This is a genomic window from Cellulosimicrobium sp. 22598 (assembly GCF_052044445.1).
GTDB classification, from domain to species: Bacteria; Actinomycetota; Actinomycetes; order Actinomycetales; family Cellulomonadaceae; genus Cellulosimicrobium; species Cellulosimicrobium cellulans_G.
This window is the reverse complement of record NZ_JBQEMZ010000001.1, coordinates 199,485-215,226: the sequence shown is the minus strand read 5'-3', so window position 1 is coordinate 215,226 and position 15,742 is coordinate 199,485. Positions and strand designations below refer to the sequence as shown.

At 74.6% G+C, this 15,742-nt stretch carries 14 protein-coding genes and 1 pseudogene; 6 read left to right on the top strand and 9 right to left on the bottom strand.

Annotated features, from left to right (window positions below; genetic code table 11):
- Positions 1 to 44 precede the first annotated feature (44 nt).
- From ACTJIY_RS00925 to ACTJIY_RS00885, 9 genes and pseudogenes are all read right to left on the bottom strand, one after another.
- Entirely contained in the window at positions 45 to 749 is a 705-nt protein-coding gene (locus ACTJIY_RS00925) for a lysophospholipid acyltransferase family protein (RefSeq protein WP_353709218.1), read from the bottom strand.
- Positions 746 to 1,516: a (d)CMP kinase gene (gene cmk, locus ACTJIY_RS00920; RefSeq protein WP_440673105.1), complete on the bottom strand. Its 771-nt coding sequence runs from the start codon at positions 1,514 to 1,516 to the stop codon at positions 746 to 748. Before cmk ends, ACTJIY_RS00925 begins: the two co-directional genes overlap by 4 nt.
- Entirely contained in the window at positions 1,513 to 1,875 is a 363-nt protein-coding gene (gene aroH / locus ACTJIY_RS00915) for a chorismate mutase (RefSeq protein ID WP_087472142.1), read from the bottom strand. Before aroH ends, cmk begins: the two co-directional genes overlap by 4 nt.
- Positions 1,876 to 1,950: 75 nt before the next feature.
- On the bottom strand, positions 1,951 to 2,985 hold the full coding sequence (locus ACTJIY_RS00910) for a pseudouridine synthase (RefSeq protein ID WP_440673106.1): 1,035 nt from the start codon (positions 2,983 to 2,985) through the stop codon (positions 1,951 to 1,953).
- A gap of 164 nt (positions 2,986 to 3,149) precedes the next feature.
- Positions 3,150 to 3,758 (bottom strand): annotated as a pseudogene (gene scpB, locus ACTJIY_RS00905) (SMC-Scp complex subunit ScpB); the annotation flags it as partial.
- The gene (locus ACTJIY_RS00900) at positions 3,755 to 4,666 is read right to left on the bottom strand and encodes a segregation and condensation protein A (protein ID WP_253049646.1); all 912 of its coding nucleotides are present in this window, start codon (positions 4,664 to 4,666) and stop codon (positions 3,755 to 3,757) included. The gene ACTJIY_RS00900 and the pseudogene scpB, both read right to left, overlap by 4 nt.
- Positions 4,650 to 5,513 (bottom strand): ParA family protein, encoded by an 864-nt coding sequence (locus ACTJIY_RS00895; protein WP_253050717.1) that lies wholly within the window; start codon positions 5,511 to 5,513, stop codon positions 4,650 to 4,652. Before ACTJIY_RS00895 ends, ACTJIY_RS00900 begins: the two co-directional genes overlap by 17 nt.
- Before the next feature lie 235 nt (positions 5,514 to 5,748).
- Positions 5,749 to 6,702, bottom strand: a complete 954-nt coding sequence (gene xerD, locus ACTJIY_RS00890) for a site-specific tyrosine recombinase XerD (RefSeq protein ID WP_440673107.1) — start codon at positions 6,700 to 6,702, stop codon at positions 5,749 to 5,751.
- A gap of 30 nt (positions 6,703 to 6,732) precedes the next feature.
- The gene (locus ACTJIY_RS00885) at positions 6,733 to 7,761 is read right to left on the bottom strand and encodes a heme o synthase (protein ID WP_308202244.1); all 1,029 of its coding nucleotides are present in this window, start codon (positions 7,759 to 7,761) and stop codon (positions 6,733 to 6,735) included.
- Between the two features lie 354 nt (positions 7,762 to 8,115).
- Here ACTJIY_RS00885 and tkt point away from each other — a divergent pair, with 354 nt between their 5' ends.
- The 6 genes from tkt (at position 8,116) to ACTJIY_RS00855 (ending at position 15,717) form a co-directional block, all read left to right on the top strand.
- Positions 8,116 to 10,278 carry a transketolase gene (tkt, locus tag ACTJIY_RS00880; RefSeq protein ID WP_440673108.1) on the top strand — a complete coding sequence of 721 codons (2,163 nt, stop codon included), beginning with the start codon at positions 8,116 to 8,118 and terminating at the stop codon, positions 10,276 to 10,278.
- Between the two features lie 114 nt (positions 10,279 to 10,392).
- Positions 10,393 to 11,532 (top strand): transaldolase, encoded by a 1,140-nt coding sequence (gene tal / locus ACTJIY_RS00875; RefSeq protein ID WP_353709214.1) that lies wholly within the window; start codon positions 10,393 to 10,395, stop codon positions 11,530 to 11,532.
- A 145-nt stretch (positions 11,533 to 11,677) separates the two neighbouring features.
- A complete protein-coding gene (gene zwf / locus ACTJIY_RS00870) occupies positions 11,678 to 13,219 on the top strand; it encodes a glucose-6-phosphate dehydrogenase (protein ID WP_253049653.1) in 1,542 nt (513 codons plus the stop codon).
- Between the two features lie 112 nt (positions 13,220 to 13,331).
- The gene (opcA, locus tag ACTJIY_RS00865) at positions 13,332 to 14,249 is read left to right on the top strand and encodes a glucose-6-phosphate dehydrogenase assembly protein OpcA (RefSeq protein ID WP_253049654.1); all 918 of its coding nucleotides are present in this window, start codon (positions 13,332 to 13,334) and stop codon (positions 14,247 to 14,249) included.
- Complete coding sequence (gene pgl / locus ACTJIY_RS00860; RefSeq protein WP_440673109.1) at positions 14,246 to 15,034, top strand: 6-phosphogluconolactonase; 789 nt, start codon at positions 14,246 to 14,248, stop codon at positions 15,032 to 15,034. Before opcA ends, pgl begins: the two co-directional genes overlap by 4 nt.
- Entirely contained in the window at positions 15,031 to 15,717 is a 687-nt protein-coding gene (locus ACTJIY_RS00855; protein ID WP_440673110.1) for an O-methyltransferase, read from the top strand. Before pgl ends, ACTJIY_RS00855 begins: the two co-directional genes overlap by 4 nt.
- Positions 15,718 to 15,742 lie beyond the last annotated feature (25 nt).

Sequence of the window (15,742 nt, the reverse complement as noted above, 5' to 3'; positions counted from 1 at the left end):
CGTAGGCCCCGCCGGCCCGTCGAGGCGCCCCTGCGGCGACGCGGTCACGGCGTCGCCCGCCGCTCCCGGTTCGGGTCGTCCGTGGGCAGCGCCACGCCGGTGCGGGCGACGGTGTCCGCGACGAGGTCCGCGAGGGCGGTGCGGATGCGCTCGTTCGCGTCCTCGAGCGCCTGCTTGCCGCTCACGCCGGGCGCCCGCTCGACGGCGAACGGCTCGCCGAACCGGACGACGAGGCGGCGACGCAGGCCCGGGATCCGGTTCACGCCCTCGCCCGTGCGGCGCGTGCCGAGCACGGCGACGGGGACGACGCACGCGCCCCCGTTGAGCGCGAGCCACGCGACGCCCGCACGCGCGGACGTCGCGTCGCCGCGCCCACGGTTGCCCTCCGGGAACACGCCGACGGCCCCGCCCCGGCGCAGCACGCCCAGCCCGGTCGCCAGCGCGCGCCGGCCGCCGCTGCGGTCGACGGGGATCTGGCCCGCGGCCCGCAGGACCCATCCCACCGGACCGACGAACATCTCCTCCTTCACGAGCACGTGCAGCGGGCGCGGCGCGACCCCCAGCACGATCGGCCCGTCGACCACCCCCGTGTGGTTCGCCGCGAGCACGACCGGTCCCTCGGTCGGCACGTTCTCCGTCCCGAGGACCCGGGTCGACCAGACCACGCGGGCGAGGAAGCGACCGACCCAGCGCGACCAGGCCGGCCCCGCGGGCGAGGGCACCCGCACGCCGGGCGAGCCCGCGCTCACGAGCCCTGGCGCGGGCCGACCACCCGCCCGGTGACCTGCTCGACGACGGCGAGCACGGCGTCGATCGTCTGCTCCAGGTCCAGCTCGGACGAGTCGACCGTCACGACCCCGTCGGCCGCGACCTGGAACTGCGAGACGGTCGCGTCGTCCCGGTCCCGACGCAGCACCTGGTCCTTGGTCGCCTCGACCGCGGCGGCGTCCGCGGTCCCGTGCACGTCGAGGGAGCGGCGCGCCAGGCGCGCCTCCTCGCTCGCGGTGAGCAGGACGCGCGCGTCCGCGTCGGGCGCGACGACCGTCGTGATGTCCCGGCCCTCGGCCACGACCCCGCGCCCCCCGGCGAACCCGGACGGCGTGCGCTCTGCCTCGATCACCGCGCGCTGCAGGCGCCGCAGCTCCGCGCGGACGTCGAGGTTGGTCGCCACCGCGCTCACGGCCGTCGAGATCTCCGTGGAGCGGATGGCCTCGCCCACGTCGGTCCCGTCGACGTGCACCGTCGGCCCGGCCGGGTCCAGCCCCATGACGAGCGGCATGACGCGCACCGCGTGCGCGACCGCCGCCTGGTCGGCGAGGTCCTCGCCCCGGTGCAGGCACCACCAGGTCGCGGCGCGGTACATCGCGCCGGTGTCGAGGTACGCGAGCCCGAGCCGGCGCGCGACGCCCTTGGACACGCTCGACTTGCCCGACCCGGAGGGCCCGTCGACGGCGATCGTCAGCGCGGCGCCCCCGGTGCCCCCGATGCCCGAGGCGCCCCCCTTCCCCCCGCTCACTGGGCCAGGTCCTTGCGCAGCGACGTGGCGCCGTGCAGGTACACGTGCTGGACGGCGGACCGCTCGACGTCGAGGTCGGCGTGCGCCATGAGCCGCACGACGCGCGGCAGCGCGCCCGGCACGGCGATCTCCGTCGCGCACATGAGCGGCACGTCGCCGAGCCCCATCTCGCGCGCCGCGGCGGCCGGGAAGTCGGCGACGAGGTCGGGCGTGCAGGTGAAGAGGATGGAGATCAGCGCGTCGGTGTCGACGGCGTTCGCGTCGAGCACCTCCTGGACGAGCTCGCGCGTGCGCTCGAAGAGGTGCTCGCGCTCGTCCACGTCGAGCTGGGTCGCGCCCCGGATCGCCCGGACCGGCATGGGTGGTGCTCCTTCTCGCGGGACGGCCCGCCTCACGGCGGTCCGTCGGGTGGTCGTACGGGCGTGGTCCGGGCGCTAGAGCCCGACGCCCGCCATGAGGCTGCCGAGCTCGGTCCGGCCGAGGACGCGCGTCGTCCCCGGGCGCAGGTTGCCGAGCGCGACGGGTCCGATGCGCGTGCGCACGAGGCGCGTCACGGGGAAGCCGACCTCCTCGAACATGCGCCGCACGACGCGGTTGCGCCCCGAGTGCAGCACGACCTCGATCATCGTCTGGTCCGCGACCTGGTCGACGACGCGGTACGCGTCCGCGCGCACGACGCCGTCCTCGAGCTCGATGCCGTGCAGGAACTTGTTGGCGACGTTGCCCGGCACCTTGCCGCGCACCGTGACGAGGTACGTCTTGGCGACCTCGTGCGAGGGGTGGGCGAGGTGGTTCGCGAGCTCGCCGTCGTTCGTCAGCAGGAGCAGGCCCTCGCTGTCGGCGTCGAGCCGCCCGACGTGGAAGAGCCGCTCGGGACGGTCCGCGACGAGCTCCGCGATCGAGGGTCGGCCCTCCGGGTCGTGCATGGTCGACACGACGCCGCGCGGCTTGTTGAGGGCGAGCGTCACGCGCGACGAGTCGAGCTGGAGCCGCATCCCGTCCACGTGCACGACGGCGCGCGCCGGGTCGATCCGCACGCCCAGCTCGGTGACGCGGACGCCGTCGACCTCCACCCGCCCCTGGGAGATGAGCTCCTCGCACGCGCGGCGCGAGCCGAGCCCCGCCGAGGCGAGCACCTTCTGCAGGCGCACGCCGTCCTCGACGTGCACGTCCCGCTGCGGCGCCGCAGGCCGCTGCCCACGGCGCGGCCGCCCGGGCTGCGGCCGCCCGGGCTGCTGCCCCCCGCGCGACGGCGCCGCGCCGCGACCCGCGCCCTGGCCACCGCGGCGGGCGCTCGCGCCACGGCCCGTGGACGTGCCCGCCGACCCGGAGCCCGCCCCTCGCGGGGCACCGCCCGAGCGTCCGGCGTCGCCGCGTCGCGGGCCGCCCCGCCGCGCGTCGCCGTCCCCGTCGCGCGGAGCGCGCCCGCGCCCCCCGTCACCGGGCTGGCGCCCGTCCTTCGAGCTCATGCGTGTCCTTCGTCCGTCGTGTCCTGCGCGGCGTCGAGCGCCACGTCGTGCAGCGTCGGGGCCGACGCCGGTGCGTCGTCCCCGTCGTCAGCCGCGCCGTCGGAGAGGTCCGACGAGGACGCGACCGCGCCCGCCCGCGCGCTGCCACGCAGGTCGGCGAGCCCGTCCAGGCCCTCGAGGTCGTCCATGTCCGGCAGGTGCGGCGCGAGCGGGGGCAGCTCGTCGAGCGACGTGAAGCCCATGCGCTCGAGGAAGTAGCCCGTGGTGCCGAACAGGCCGGCGCCGGTGTGCGGGTCCTGGCCGACCTCGGCCACGAGCCCGCGCGCCACGAGAGTGCGCACCACGCCGTCCACGTTGACCCCTCGCACCGCCGACACCTGGCCGCGGCTGACCGGTTGACGGTACGCGATCACGGCCAGAGTCTCCAACGCCGCCTGCGTGAGCCGCGCCGTCTGGCCGCCCTGCACGAACCGGCCCACGACCTCCGCGTGCGCGGGCGCGGAGTACACGCGCCAGCCGCCGCCCGCCTCGCGCAGCTCGAACCCGCGCGGCCGGGCGCCGTCGTCGCCGCGGTACTCGGCGGCGAGGTCGTGCAGCGTGCTCAGCACCTCGTCGACGGGGACCGCGAGCGCCGCGGCGAGCTCGACGACCGGGATCGGCTCGTCCGCGACCATGAGCACGGCCTCCAGGGCGGCGGGCAGGCCACCCGGGAGGTCGTGCACGGCGGGCGCGAGGACCTCGTCGAGAGCGGGGGCGCCGTCGGGCTGCGTCACGCGGGGACCTCCTGGTCGGTGGGTGCGGGGGCGCCGACCGGCTCGGGGTCGTCCCCTTCGTCGAACTCGCTGCCCACGTCGGCGAGGGCAGGCTCCGGAGCGTCGTCGCCCGACCACCGCACGGTGAGCTCGCCGAGCGGCGTCACCTGGTCGAACGCGACGAGCGCCTGGCGGAACAGCTCGAGCAGCGCGAGGAAGCGGGCCACCACGACCGCCGTCTCCCCCGCGTCCGCGACCAGGGCCCGGAACGTCGTCGTGCCGTGGCTGCGCACGCGGTCCACGACGATGCCCGCCTGCTCGCGCACGCTCACCGCGGGTGCGTGCAGGTGGTCGAGCGAGACGCCGGGCGGCGGCGCCTTGGGCGCGAGCGCGCGGGCCGCGAGCGCGGCGAGCTGCTCGGGCCCCATGGTCCACACGAGCTCGGGCAGGAGCGCGGCGAGGTGCGGCTCGAGCTGCACGACGCGCGGGAACCGCCGACCCGCGCTCTCGAACCGCTCCGCGAGGACGCCCGAGACGTCCTTGTACGCGCGGTACTGCAGGAGCCGGGCGAACAGGAGGTCGCGCGCCTCGAGGAGGGCGAGGTCCTCGTCGTCCTCGACGCTGCCCGTGGGCAGGAGGCGCGCGGCCTTGAGGTCGAGCAGCGTCGCGGCGACGACGAGGAACTCGCTCGCGGTCCCGAGGTCCCACCCGGGGTGGTCCTCGCCGGCGGCGCGCGCGGCGGCGGCCGCGCGCTCGGCGTCGCGGATGTAGGCGATGAAGTCGTCCGTCACGCGCGCGAGCGCGACCTCGGTGATGTCGAGCTTGTGCTTGGTGATGAGCGACAGCAGCAGGTCGAACGGGCCGCTGAAGTTGTCGAGGCGGACCTCGAACCCTCGACGCGCCGGCTCGGTCTCAGGCGGCGTCGCCACGGGCGACCAGCTCCCGGGCGAGCTGCCGGTACGCGACGGCGCCGGGGTGGGTCGGCGCGTAGACGGTGATGGGCTCGGCCGCGACGGACGCGTCGGGGAACTTCACCGTGCGTCCGATGACGGTCTGGAGCAGCTTGTCGCCGAACGCCTCGTGCACGCGCGCCACGACCTCGCGCGAGTGCAGCGTGCGCGAGTCGAACATCGTCGCGAGGATCCCGTCGATCTCGAGACGCGGGTTCAGGCGGTCGCGCACCTTCTCGATCGTCTCGACGAGCAGCGCCACGCCGCGCAGCGCGAAGAACTCGCACTCGAGCGGGATGAGGACGCCGTGCGCGGCGGTGAGCGCGTTGACCGTGAGCAGGCCGAGCGAGGGCTGGCAGTCCACGAGGATGACGTCGTAGTCGTCGACGACGGGCCGCAGCACGCGCGACAGGACGGACTCGCGCGCCACCTCGCCGACGAGCTGGACCTCGGCGGCGGACAGGTCGATGTTCGCGGGCAGGAGGTCGAGGTTCTCGACGTCCGTCGGGACGAGCACGTCGTGGATGTCCGCGCCCCGCTCCATGAGCAGGTTGTAGACCGTGCGGTCGAGCTCGTGCGGGTTGACGCCGAGCCCGACGGACGCCGCCCCCTGCGGGTCGAAGTCGACGAGCAGGACCTTGCGTCCGTACTCGGCGAGCGTCGCACCGAGGTTGATGGTCGTCGTCGTCTTGCCGACGCCGCCCTTCTGGTTGCACATCGCGATGATGCGTCCGGGGCCGTGCGCCGCGAGCGGCGCGGGGACCGGGAACTCGGGCAGGGGCCGGCCGACCACGTCGGTGGGCGCCTCGGCGGAGTCGTGGCTCACGCCGTTCGTGGCGTGGTCGACGACGGGTGCGTCGTCGCGCTCGGCGGAGGTCACGGGGGCGGCCGGACGGACGGCGTCGCCGTGCGAGCTCTGCGCGCCGCGCGTCTCGGGCTGGGTCTCGGCCTGGCTGCTCACGTCCGCCACGGTATCGCAGGACCTCGCCGCCGCTCGTGCGCACGCGCCCGCGCGCCGCGTTCCCGGCGACGGGCCTCCGGACGACGGGCGAGCGCCCCGGTCAGCCGAGCGCGCGGGGGTGCGCGGCGGCGTACACCTCGCGCAGCGTGTCCGGGGTGACGAGCGTGTAGATCTGGGTCGTCGTCACCGACGCGTGCCCGAGGAGCTCCTGGACGACGCGCACGTCGGCGCCGCCCGCGAGCAGATGGGTCGCGAACGAGTGCCGCAGCGTGTGCGGCGAGATCCGCTCCGGGTGGTCGATCCCCGCGCGCTCGGCCGCGGTGCGCAGCACGGCCCACGCGCTCTGCCGCGACAGGCGCGCGCCGCGCGTGTTGAGGAAGACGGCGGGTGTCCCCCGGCCCTGCGCGGCCAGCCCCGCACGCCCGCGCACCAGGTACGCGTCGAGCGCGCGCCGCGCGAACGAGCCGACGGGGACCACGCGCTCCTTGCCGCCCTTCCCGAGCAGGCGGACCGCACCGGTCCCGAGGTCGAGGTCGTCGACGTCGAGGCTCACGGCCTCGGAGATGCGTGCGCCGGTCGAGTAGACGAGCTCGAGCAGCGCGCGGTCGCGCAGGGGCCCGGGGCCGTCGCCGACGCCCGCGGCGTCGAGGATGCGCGCGACCTCGTCGGTCGAGATCGCCTTGGGCAGCCGCTTCCCCTGCGCGGGCGGGCGCACGTCGGCGGACGCGTCCGCGTCCGCCAGGCCCTCCGCCGCGCAGAAGCGGTGCCAGCCCCGCACGGCGGCCACGGACCGCGCCGTGGACGACGGCGAGAGGCTCGCCCCGCCGTCGGCCCCGGTCCGCAGCGCGGTGACGTACGCGGCGACGTCGTCCGCCTCGACCTCACGGACGGCGTGGTTGCCCCGGGAGGCGAGGAACGCGACGTAGCGCGCGAGGTCGCGCCGGTAGGCGGCGACGGTGTTCGCGGACAGGCCCCGCTCGACGGCGAGGTGCGCGAGGTACTCGCGCACGGCACGGTCCAGCGCCTCGGGCACGTGCGCCTCGCCGGAGCCCATCGTCCTACCGTCCTCCCGGCACGGCCGGGCTCACAGGGGGAGGAAGACGTCGACCGCGACCGCCACGAAGAGCAGGGTGAGGTACGTGATCGACGCGTGGAAGACCTTCATCTCCCCGACCTTGCCGCCCTTGCCGTCGGCCTTCTCCCGCGCACGGCGCAGCATCGTCACGCACGAGGACAGGAACCAGACCCCGAGGACGGTGGCGACGACGCCGTAGACCCAGGTCATGCCGGCGAGCGGCCACAGCGCGAGCGACGAGGCGACCATGGCGACGCCGTAGACGATCATCTCGCGCGCGACCCTGCGGTCGTCCGCGACGACCGGGAGCATCGGCACGCCGGCGTTGGCGTAGTCGCGCTTGAACTTCATGGACAGCGGCCAGTAGTGCGGCGGCGTCCAGAAGAAGATGACGAGGAACAGGGCGAGCGCCGCCCAGCTCAGCGAGCCCGTGACGGCGGACCACCCGATGAGCACCGGCATGCAGCCCGCGATGCCGCCCCAGACGATGTTCTGCGGCGTGCGGCGCTTGAGGATCATCGTGTAGCCGACGACGTAGATCGCGATCGCCGCGAACGTGAGCCACGCCGAGACGACGTTGACCAGGAGCGCGAACCAGACGAGCGACACGACGCCGAGGACGGTCGCGAACACGAGCGCGGCCCGCGGCGTCACCTCGCCCGTGACGAGCGGTCGCCGCTTGGTGCGGTTCATGACCTCGTCGATGTCGCGGTCGAGATAGCAGTTGTAGACGTTCGCCGAGGCCGCCGCGAGCGTCCCGCCCACGAGCGTCGCGAGGATCAGCCCGATGCCCGGCAGCCCGCCCTGGGCCAGGATCATCGTCGGGACCGTGGTCACGAGGAGGAGCTCGATGATGCGCGGCTTGGTCAGCGCGACGTAGGCACCGAGGCGCTCGCGCAGGGCGAGGGTCGCACGCGCGGCCTCGGCCGTCGGGGCGACGGAGGTCGCGGGGCTCGTCGGCGAGGACGGCTGCTGGGTCGACGCGGCGCCAGACGGGCTTCCGGTCCCGTCGATCGGTGCCTGGCTCGTGGTGTGCACGCGCTTCGGTGTTCCGTTCTGAGGTGGGGGGCGAGCTGGGGACGGACCGCCGGTCGTCCTCGCTCATCGTACGGCCCCGCCCGCGCCGGGGCCGACCGGACGGGCCGGGCGATTGTGTGACATCCGACCGAAATCCAGCACGTGGGCACCGCCCGGGCGCGAACGGCGTCCGCGTATAGGCTGGACCTGCAACCGTCCCGCGTCGGACCGCTCGTCGAGACCTGTGGCCCGCGGACGACGTGACCGGCACCGGGCCGCCCCGCCCCCTGAGGCGTGAGGCCGGGAAATGTTCAACGGTTGTTTCGAGTTGTCGCGAGGATCCGGGGCGCGCGCTCCGGACGGGAATGAGGTTCGGTGAACGCGTTGTCCCCTGCTCACACGCCCCTGGACTGGACGGACCTGGACGACCGGGCCGTCAAGACGATCAAGGCGCTCGCCGCCGACGCGGTGGAGAAGGTGGGCAACGGCCACCCCGGCACCGCGATCTCGCTGGCCCCGGCCGCCTACCTCCTGTTCCAGAAGGTCATGCGCCACGACCCGTCGGACGACCGCTGGGTCGGCCGCGACCGGTTCGTGCTCTCGGCGGGCCACTCGTCGCTCACGATCTACCTCCAGCTCTTCCTCGCCGGGTACGGCCTGGAGATGGCGGACATCGAGGCCCTGCGCACGTGGGGCTCCAAGACCCCCGGCCACCCCGAGTACAAGCACACCAAGGGCGTCGAGATCACGACCGGCCCGCTCGGCCAGGGCCTCGCGTCCTCCGTCGGCATGGCCTTCGCGGCCCGCCGCGAGCGCGGTCTGCTGGACCCGTCGACCGCCCCGGGCGAGTCGCCGTTCGACCACCACGTCTACGTCATCGCGTCCGACGGCGACCTGCAGGAGGGCGTGACGAGCGAGGCCTCCTCGCTCGCCGGCCACCAGCAGCTCGGCAACCTCGTCGTCATCTGGGACGACAACAAGATCTCCATCGAGGACGACACGGACATCGCGTTCACGGAGGACGTCCTCGCGCGCTACGCGGCGTACGGCTGGCACACCCAGCGCGTCGACTGGACCAACGGCGGCACCGGCTACGCAGAGGACGTCGACGCGCTGCACGCCGCGATCGAGGCCGCCAAGGCCGAGACCGGCAAGCCGTCGATCATCGCGCTGCGCACGATCATCGGCTACCCGTCGCCGACCAAGCAGAACACCGGCGGCATCCACGGCTCGGCCATGGGCGCGGACGAGATCAAGGGCCTCAAGATCGAGCTCGGCCTCGACCCCGAGGCGAGCTTCGCGATCGACGACGATGTGCTCGCGTACACGCGCGCCGTCGGCGAGCGCCAGGGCGACGCGCGCGCCGCCTGGGAGACCGCCTTCGCCGCGTGGAAGACCGCGAACCCCTCGGGCGCCGAGCTCCTCGACCGGCTCGAGAAGCGCGAGCTGCCCGCGGGCTGGGAGGACGCGCTCCCCACGTTCGAGGCGGGCAAGGCCGTCGCGACGCGCTCCGCGTCGGGCAAGGTCCTCACCGCGCTCAAGGACGTGCTCCCCGAGCTGTGGGGCGGCTCGGCCGACCTCGCCGGCTCCAACAACACGACCATGGACGGCGAGCCGTCGTTCGTGCCCGTCGAGCACGCGACCAAGAAGTTCCCCGGCCACGAGTACGGGCGCACGCTGCACTTCGGCATCCGTGAGCACGCCATGGGCGCGATCCTCAACGGCATCGTCCTGCACGGCGGCACGCGCGCCTACGGCGGCACCTTCCTCCAGTTCAGCGACTACATGCGTCCCGCGGTGCGGCTCGCCGCGCTCATGGAGATCCCGACGACGTTCGTGTGGACGCACGACTCGATCGGCCTGGGCGAGGACGGCCCGACGCACCAGCCCGTCGAGCACCTCGCCGCGCTGCGCGCCATCCCGGGCCTCGACGTCGTCCGCCCGGCCGACGCCAACGAGACCTCGTGGGCCTGGCGCACGATCCTGGAGAACACCGAGCGCCCGGCGGGCATCATCCTCACGCGTCAGAACGTCCCGACGTTCCCGCGCGGCACCGAGGGCTACGCCGACGCCTCGGGCACCGCCCGCGGCGGCTACGTGCTGCTCGACACCGAGGGCACGCCCGACGTCATCCTCATCGGCACCGGCTCCGAGGTGCAGCTCGCCGTCGAGGCGCGCGAGATCCTCGCGGGCGAGGGCGTGCAGGCGCGCGTCGTCTCCCTCCCGAGCCGCGAGTGGTTCGACGGTCAGGACGCCGCCTACCGCGAGTCCGTCCTGCCGGCCGCCGTCCGCGCGCGCGTGTCCGTCGAGGCGGGCGTGGCGCAGGGCTGGCGCGAGCTCGTCGGCGACGCCGGCCGCTCCGTGAGCCTCGAGCACTACGGCGCCTCGGCCGACTACCAGGTGCTGTACCGCGAGTTCGGCATCACGTCCGAGGCCGTCGCCTCGGCGGCGCGCGAGTCGATCGCGGCGGCGCGCGGCGACGACGCCCCGGGCGCCGCGCCGACGCCGTCGGAGGGCGGCACTGGCGACCAGCGCTGACCCTTCGTAGATTCCGAGGTGGGGCCGTGCGCGGCCCCACCTCGGGCTGCCCGGGGTGTCACGCACGGCCCGGGGCGCACGCCCGCAGCGAGAGCACCACCGAGAGGAAGTCCGATGACGCAGTCCCCCACCGTCCCCGGCCCCATCGAGCAGCTCACGGGAGCGGGCGTGTCGATCTGGCTCGACGACCTCTCCCGAGAACGGCTGCGCACCGGCAACCTCGCCGACCTCGTGGCGACGCGCGGCGTCGTCGGCGTGACCACGAACCCCACGATCTTCGCGGCGGCGCTCGCGAAGGGCGACGCCTACGACGCCCAGCTCGCCGAGCTCGCGCCCGCCGGCGTGGACGACGCGGCCGTGGAGGCCGCCGTCGAGCGGATCACGACGGACGACGTGCGCGCCGCCGCGGACCTGCTGCGCCCGGTCTACGACGCGACCGACGGCGTCGACGGGCGCGTCTCGATCGAGGTCGACCCCCGCCTCGCGCACGACGCCGACAAGACGGTCGTCACGGCCGAGCGCCTGTGGGCCACCATCGACCGGCCCAACGTCTACATCAAGATCCCCGCGACGGTCGCCGGTCTCGACGCGATCTCCCGCACGCTCGCGCAGGGCATCAGCGTCAACGTGACGCTCATCTTCTCGCTCGCGCGCTACCGCGCCGTCATGGACGCGTTCGCGATCGGGCTCGAGCAGGCGCGCGCGGACGGCATCGACCTCGCGCCCGTCGGCTCGGTCGCGTCCTTCTTCGTCTCGCGCGTCGACACCGCGGTGGACGCCGCGCTCGAGAAGGTCGGCACCCCGGAGGCGCTCGACCTGCGCGGCCAGGCCGCGATCGCCAACGCCCGGCTCGCGTTCGAGGCCTACGAGGAGTTCCGCCAGACGGACCGCTGGCGCTCGCTCGCCGCGTCCGGCGCGCACCCGCAGCGCCCGCTGTGGGCCTCGACCGGCGTGAAGAACCCGGAGTACCGCGACACCATGTACGTCGACGAGCTCGTCACGGACGGGATCGTCAACACCATGCCCGAGGCGACGCTGCAGGCGTTCGCCGACCACGGCGTCGTGACGGGCGACACGGTCACCGGCACGGCGTCCGCCTCGCGCCGCACCCTGGAGACGGTCGAGTCCTTCGGCGTCTCGCTCGTCGAGGTCACCGACCGCCTCGAGGAGGAGGGCGTGCGCAAGTTCGAGGACAGCTGGACCGACCTCCTCGCCACGACGCGCGACGGCCTGCGCGACGCCGCCGGCTCGTGACCCGCCGACGCCTGGCCGCCCCGACGGGCACGCGTCCGACCAGCGGGAACGACGGCGCGCCCGTCCAGGCCGCCCGTATCATCCCGCTCACGCCTCAGTCCTTCTGCAGTCCTCCCGACCCCTCGAAACGGAACGGTGCCACCAGGTGAGACCGGCCAAGATCACGCCAGAGCACAACCCGCTGCGCGACCCCCTCGACCTGCGCCTGCCCCGGATCGCGGGCCCCTGCGGGCTCGTCATCTTCGGCGTCACGGGCGACCTCGCCCGCAAGAAGCTCATGCCCGCGGTGTACGACCTGGCCAACCGCGGCCTGCTCCCCCCGGGCTTCGCGCTCACGGGCTTCGCGCGCCGCGACTGGGCGGACCAGGACTTCGCGCAGGTGGTGCACGACGCCGTCAAGGAGCACGCGCGCACGCCGTTCCGCGAGGCCACCTGGCGCCAGCTCTCCGAGGGCATCCGGTTCGTCCAGGGGTCGTTCGACGACGACCAGGCGTTCGAGCGCCTGCGCGAGACGGTCGAGACGCTCGACGCCGAGCGCGGCACGGGCGGCAACCACGCCTTCTACCTCTCCGTGCCGCCGAGCGCGTTCCCGGTCGTGTGCCGCCAGCTCGCCGAGTCCGGGCTGTCGCGCTCGCAGGAGGACGCGTGGCGCCGCGTCGTCATCGAGAAGCCGTTCGGGCACGACCTCCAGAGCGCACGCGAGCTGGACGCCGTCGTGTCGGAGGTCTTCCCGCCCGACTCGGTGTTCCGCATCGACCACTACCTCGGCAAGGAGACGGTCCAGAACCTCCTCGCCCTGCGGTTCGCCAACCAGATGTTCGAGCCGATCTGGAACGCGAACTACGTGGACCACGTGCAGATCACCATGGCCGAGGACATCGGCATCGGCGGTCGCGCGGGCTACTACGACGGGATCGGCGCCGCGCGCGACGTCATCCAGAACCACCTGCTCCAGCTCCTCGCGCTCGTCGCGATGGAGGAGCCGGTGTCGTTCGACGCCCCGTCGCTGCGCGCCGAGAAGATCAAGGCGCTCTCGGCCGTGCGCCTGCCGCGCGAGCTGTCGAAGCACACCGCGCGCGGCCAGTACGCCGCCGGGTGGCAGGGCGGCGAGGAGGTCATCGGCTTCCTCGACGAGGACGGCATCCCCGCGGACTCGACGACCGAGACGTACGCCGCGATCCGCGTGGACATCGACAACCGCCGCTGGGCGGGCGTCCCGTTCTACCTGCGCACGGGCAAGCGCCTCGGGCGCCGCGTGACCGAGGTCGCGGTCGTGTTCAAGAAGGCCCCGCACCTGCCGTTCGAGACCTCGCAGGCCTCCGACCTCGGCAACAACGCCCTCGTCATCCGCGTCCAGCCCGACGAGGGCGTGACGATGCGGTTCGGCGCGAAGGTCCCGGGCACCGCCATGGAGGTCCGCGACGTCACGATGGACTTCGGGTACGGGCACGCGTTCACCGAGTCCTCCCCCGAGGCCTACGAGCGGCTCATCCTCGACGTCCTCCTCGGCGACCCGCCGCTCTTCCCGACGCGCGAGGAGGTCGAGCTCTCGTGGAAGATCCTCGACCCGATCACCGCGCACTGGGCCGCCAAGGGCACGCCCGACCAGTACCGGTCCGGCACGTGGGGGCCCGAGTCGGCCGACACGATGCTCGCGCGGGACGGCCGCTCGTGGCGGCGCCCGTGACGGCCGCCGTCCCCGCGCCGGCCCCGCGGAGCGCGGCGCCCCTGAGAGAGACCCCCCGACCCCGTCGTGCGCCGCAGGGCCGCACGACCTCCCGACCGGCGAGGACCCCGCGATGATCATCGACCTGCCCGACACGACGACGAACGCGGTGAACAAGCGCCTCGTGCGGCTGCGCGACGAGGGCGGCGCGATCGCGCTCGGCCGCGTCCTCACGCTCGTCGTCATCGCGCGCGAGTCCGACGTCGAGACGTCGATCGAGGCGGCGAACGACGCGAGCCGTGAGCACCCGTGCCGCGTCATCGTCGTCGCGCCCTCCGGCCGGAGCACCGTCCCGCACCTCGACGCCCAGATCCGCGTGGGCGGCGACGCCGGCGCGTCCGAGGTCGTCGTGCTGCGGACCGCGGGCCCGCTGCTCGAGCACGCCGACACGCTCGTCATGCCGCTCCTGCTCCCCGACGCGCCGATCGTGGTGTGGTGGCCGGGCCAGCCGCCCGCGTCGGTCGACGACGACCCCGTCGGCGCGATGGCTCAGCGCCGGATCACCGACTCGATCACGTCGAAGGACCCCGAGGCGACGCTCGCGCAGCTCGCGACGTCGTACGGCCCCGGGGACTCCGACCTGGCGTGGGCCCGCGTCACGCTGTGGCGCGGCCTCATCGCCGCCGCACTGGACCAGCCGCCGTACGAGCCGGTGACGAACGTCCTGGTCGAGGGGCAGGCGAAGCACACCTCGCTCGACCTGCTCGCGGCGTGGCTCGGCTCTCGGCTGCGCTGCCCCTCGCAGGTCGTGCGCCGTCGCGGCGCCGAGGCGATCACGCGCGTCACGCTCGAGCGCAGGAGCGGGCCGATCATCCTCGACCGCCCGGACGGGCGCATCGTGACGATCAGCCAGCCGGGCAAGCCCGACCGCCGCGTCGCGCTGCCGATCCGGACGCTGAGCGAGGCCCTCATCGAGGAGCTCCGCCGCCTCGACCCGGACGAGATCTACGGCGAGGTGCTCACCAAGGGGCTGCAGAAGGTGGGCGCGTGACCGCCACCCGGCCCGGGGACGCGCACGCGTCCCACGGGCGCCTCGTGGTCGTGCACCCCGACGCCGGCGTCCTCGCCGAGGCCGTCGCGTCGCGGCTCGTGACGCGCCTGCTCGACGTGCAGTCGGTGCGCAGCCCGGTGCACGTCGTGCTCACCGGCGGCACCGTCGGCATCGCGAGCCTCGCGGCGCTCGAGCGCCACCCGGCCCGCGACGCCGTCGACTGGTCGGGCGTGCACCTGTGGTGGGGCGACGAGCGCTTCCTGCCCGCCGGGGACCCGGACCGCAACGAGACGCAGGCACGCGACGCGCTGCTCGCCCACCTGCCCCAGCTCCCGGCCGGGAACGTGCACCCGATGCCCGCGGCGGACGTCGCGGCGACCCCCGAGGAGTCGGCCACGGCCTACGCGGCGACGCTCGCCGCGCACGCCCCGGACGGCGCCGAGGTGCCCGCGTTCGACGTGCTCCTGCTCGGGATGGGACCCGACGGCCACGTCGCGTCGCTCTTCCCCGGGCACCCGGGGCTCGACGTGACGGGCGTCCCGACGGCCGGCGTCCACGGTTCGCCGAAGCCGCCGCCGGAGCGCGTGACGCTGACCTTCGAGGCCATCGCGCGAGCCCGTCAGGTGTGGGTGGTCGCCGCGGGTGCGGAGAAGGCACCGGCCGTCGCGTCGGCGCTCGGCGGGGCCCCGGCGTCCGAGACCCCGGCGGCTGCGGTCACGGGCACCGAGCGCACGCTGTGGCTCGTCGACGCCGCGGCGGCGGGCACGCGGGACGCCGACCGATGACGACCGGCGGCGAGCACGTGGACCCCGCGGTCACGTGGGACGCGGTCGACGCGTACTTCGGGCCGCTCGTGGGCGAGGACGACGTGCTCGCCGCCGTCGGCGCGAGGGCGCGCGCTGCGGGCCTCCCGGAGATCCAGGTCTCCCCCGCGCAGGGGCGGTTCCTGCAGCTCCTCGCGCTCGCGTCCGGCGCGCGCCGGGTGCTGGAGGTCGGGACGCTCGGCGGCTACTCGACGATCTGGCTCGCCCGCGCGCTGCCGCCCGACGGCGCGCTCGTCACGTGCGAGATCGATGCCGCGCACGTCGCGGTCGCGCGGGAGTCCCTGGCCGAGGCCGGTCTCGCGGGGATCGTCGACGTCGTGCACGGCCCGGCCGCGGACACGCTGCGGGGCCTCGTCGATGAGGGCGTCGAGCCGTTCGACCTCGTGTTCGTCGACGCCGACAAGCCGTCGAACCCCGTCTACCTCGACCTCGCACTTCGGCTGTCCCGCCCCGGCACGCTGATCGTCGTGGACAACACCGTCCGTGGCGGCGCCGTCGCCGACGCGGAGAGCACCGACCCGAACGTGCTCGGGGTGCGGGAGATGGTCGAGCGCGTCGTCGCGGACCCTAGGCTCGACGCCACCGCCCTGCAGACGGTGGGGTCGAAGGGCTACGACGGGTTCGTCCTGGCGCGCGTGCGCTGAGGCGCACCGGCGCTGCGCACGGGCC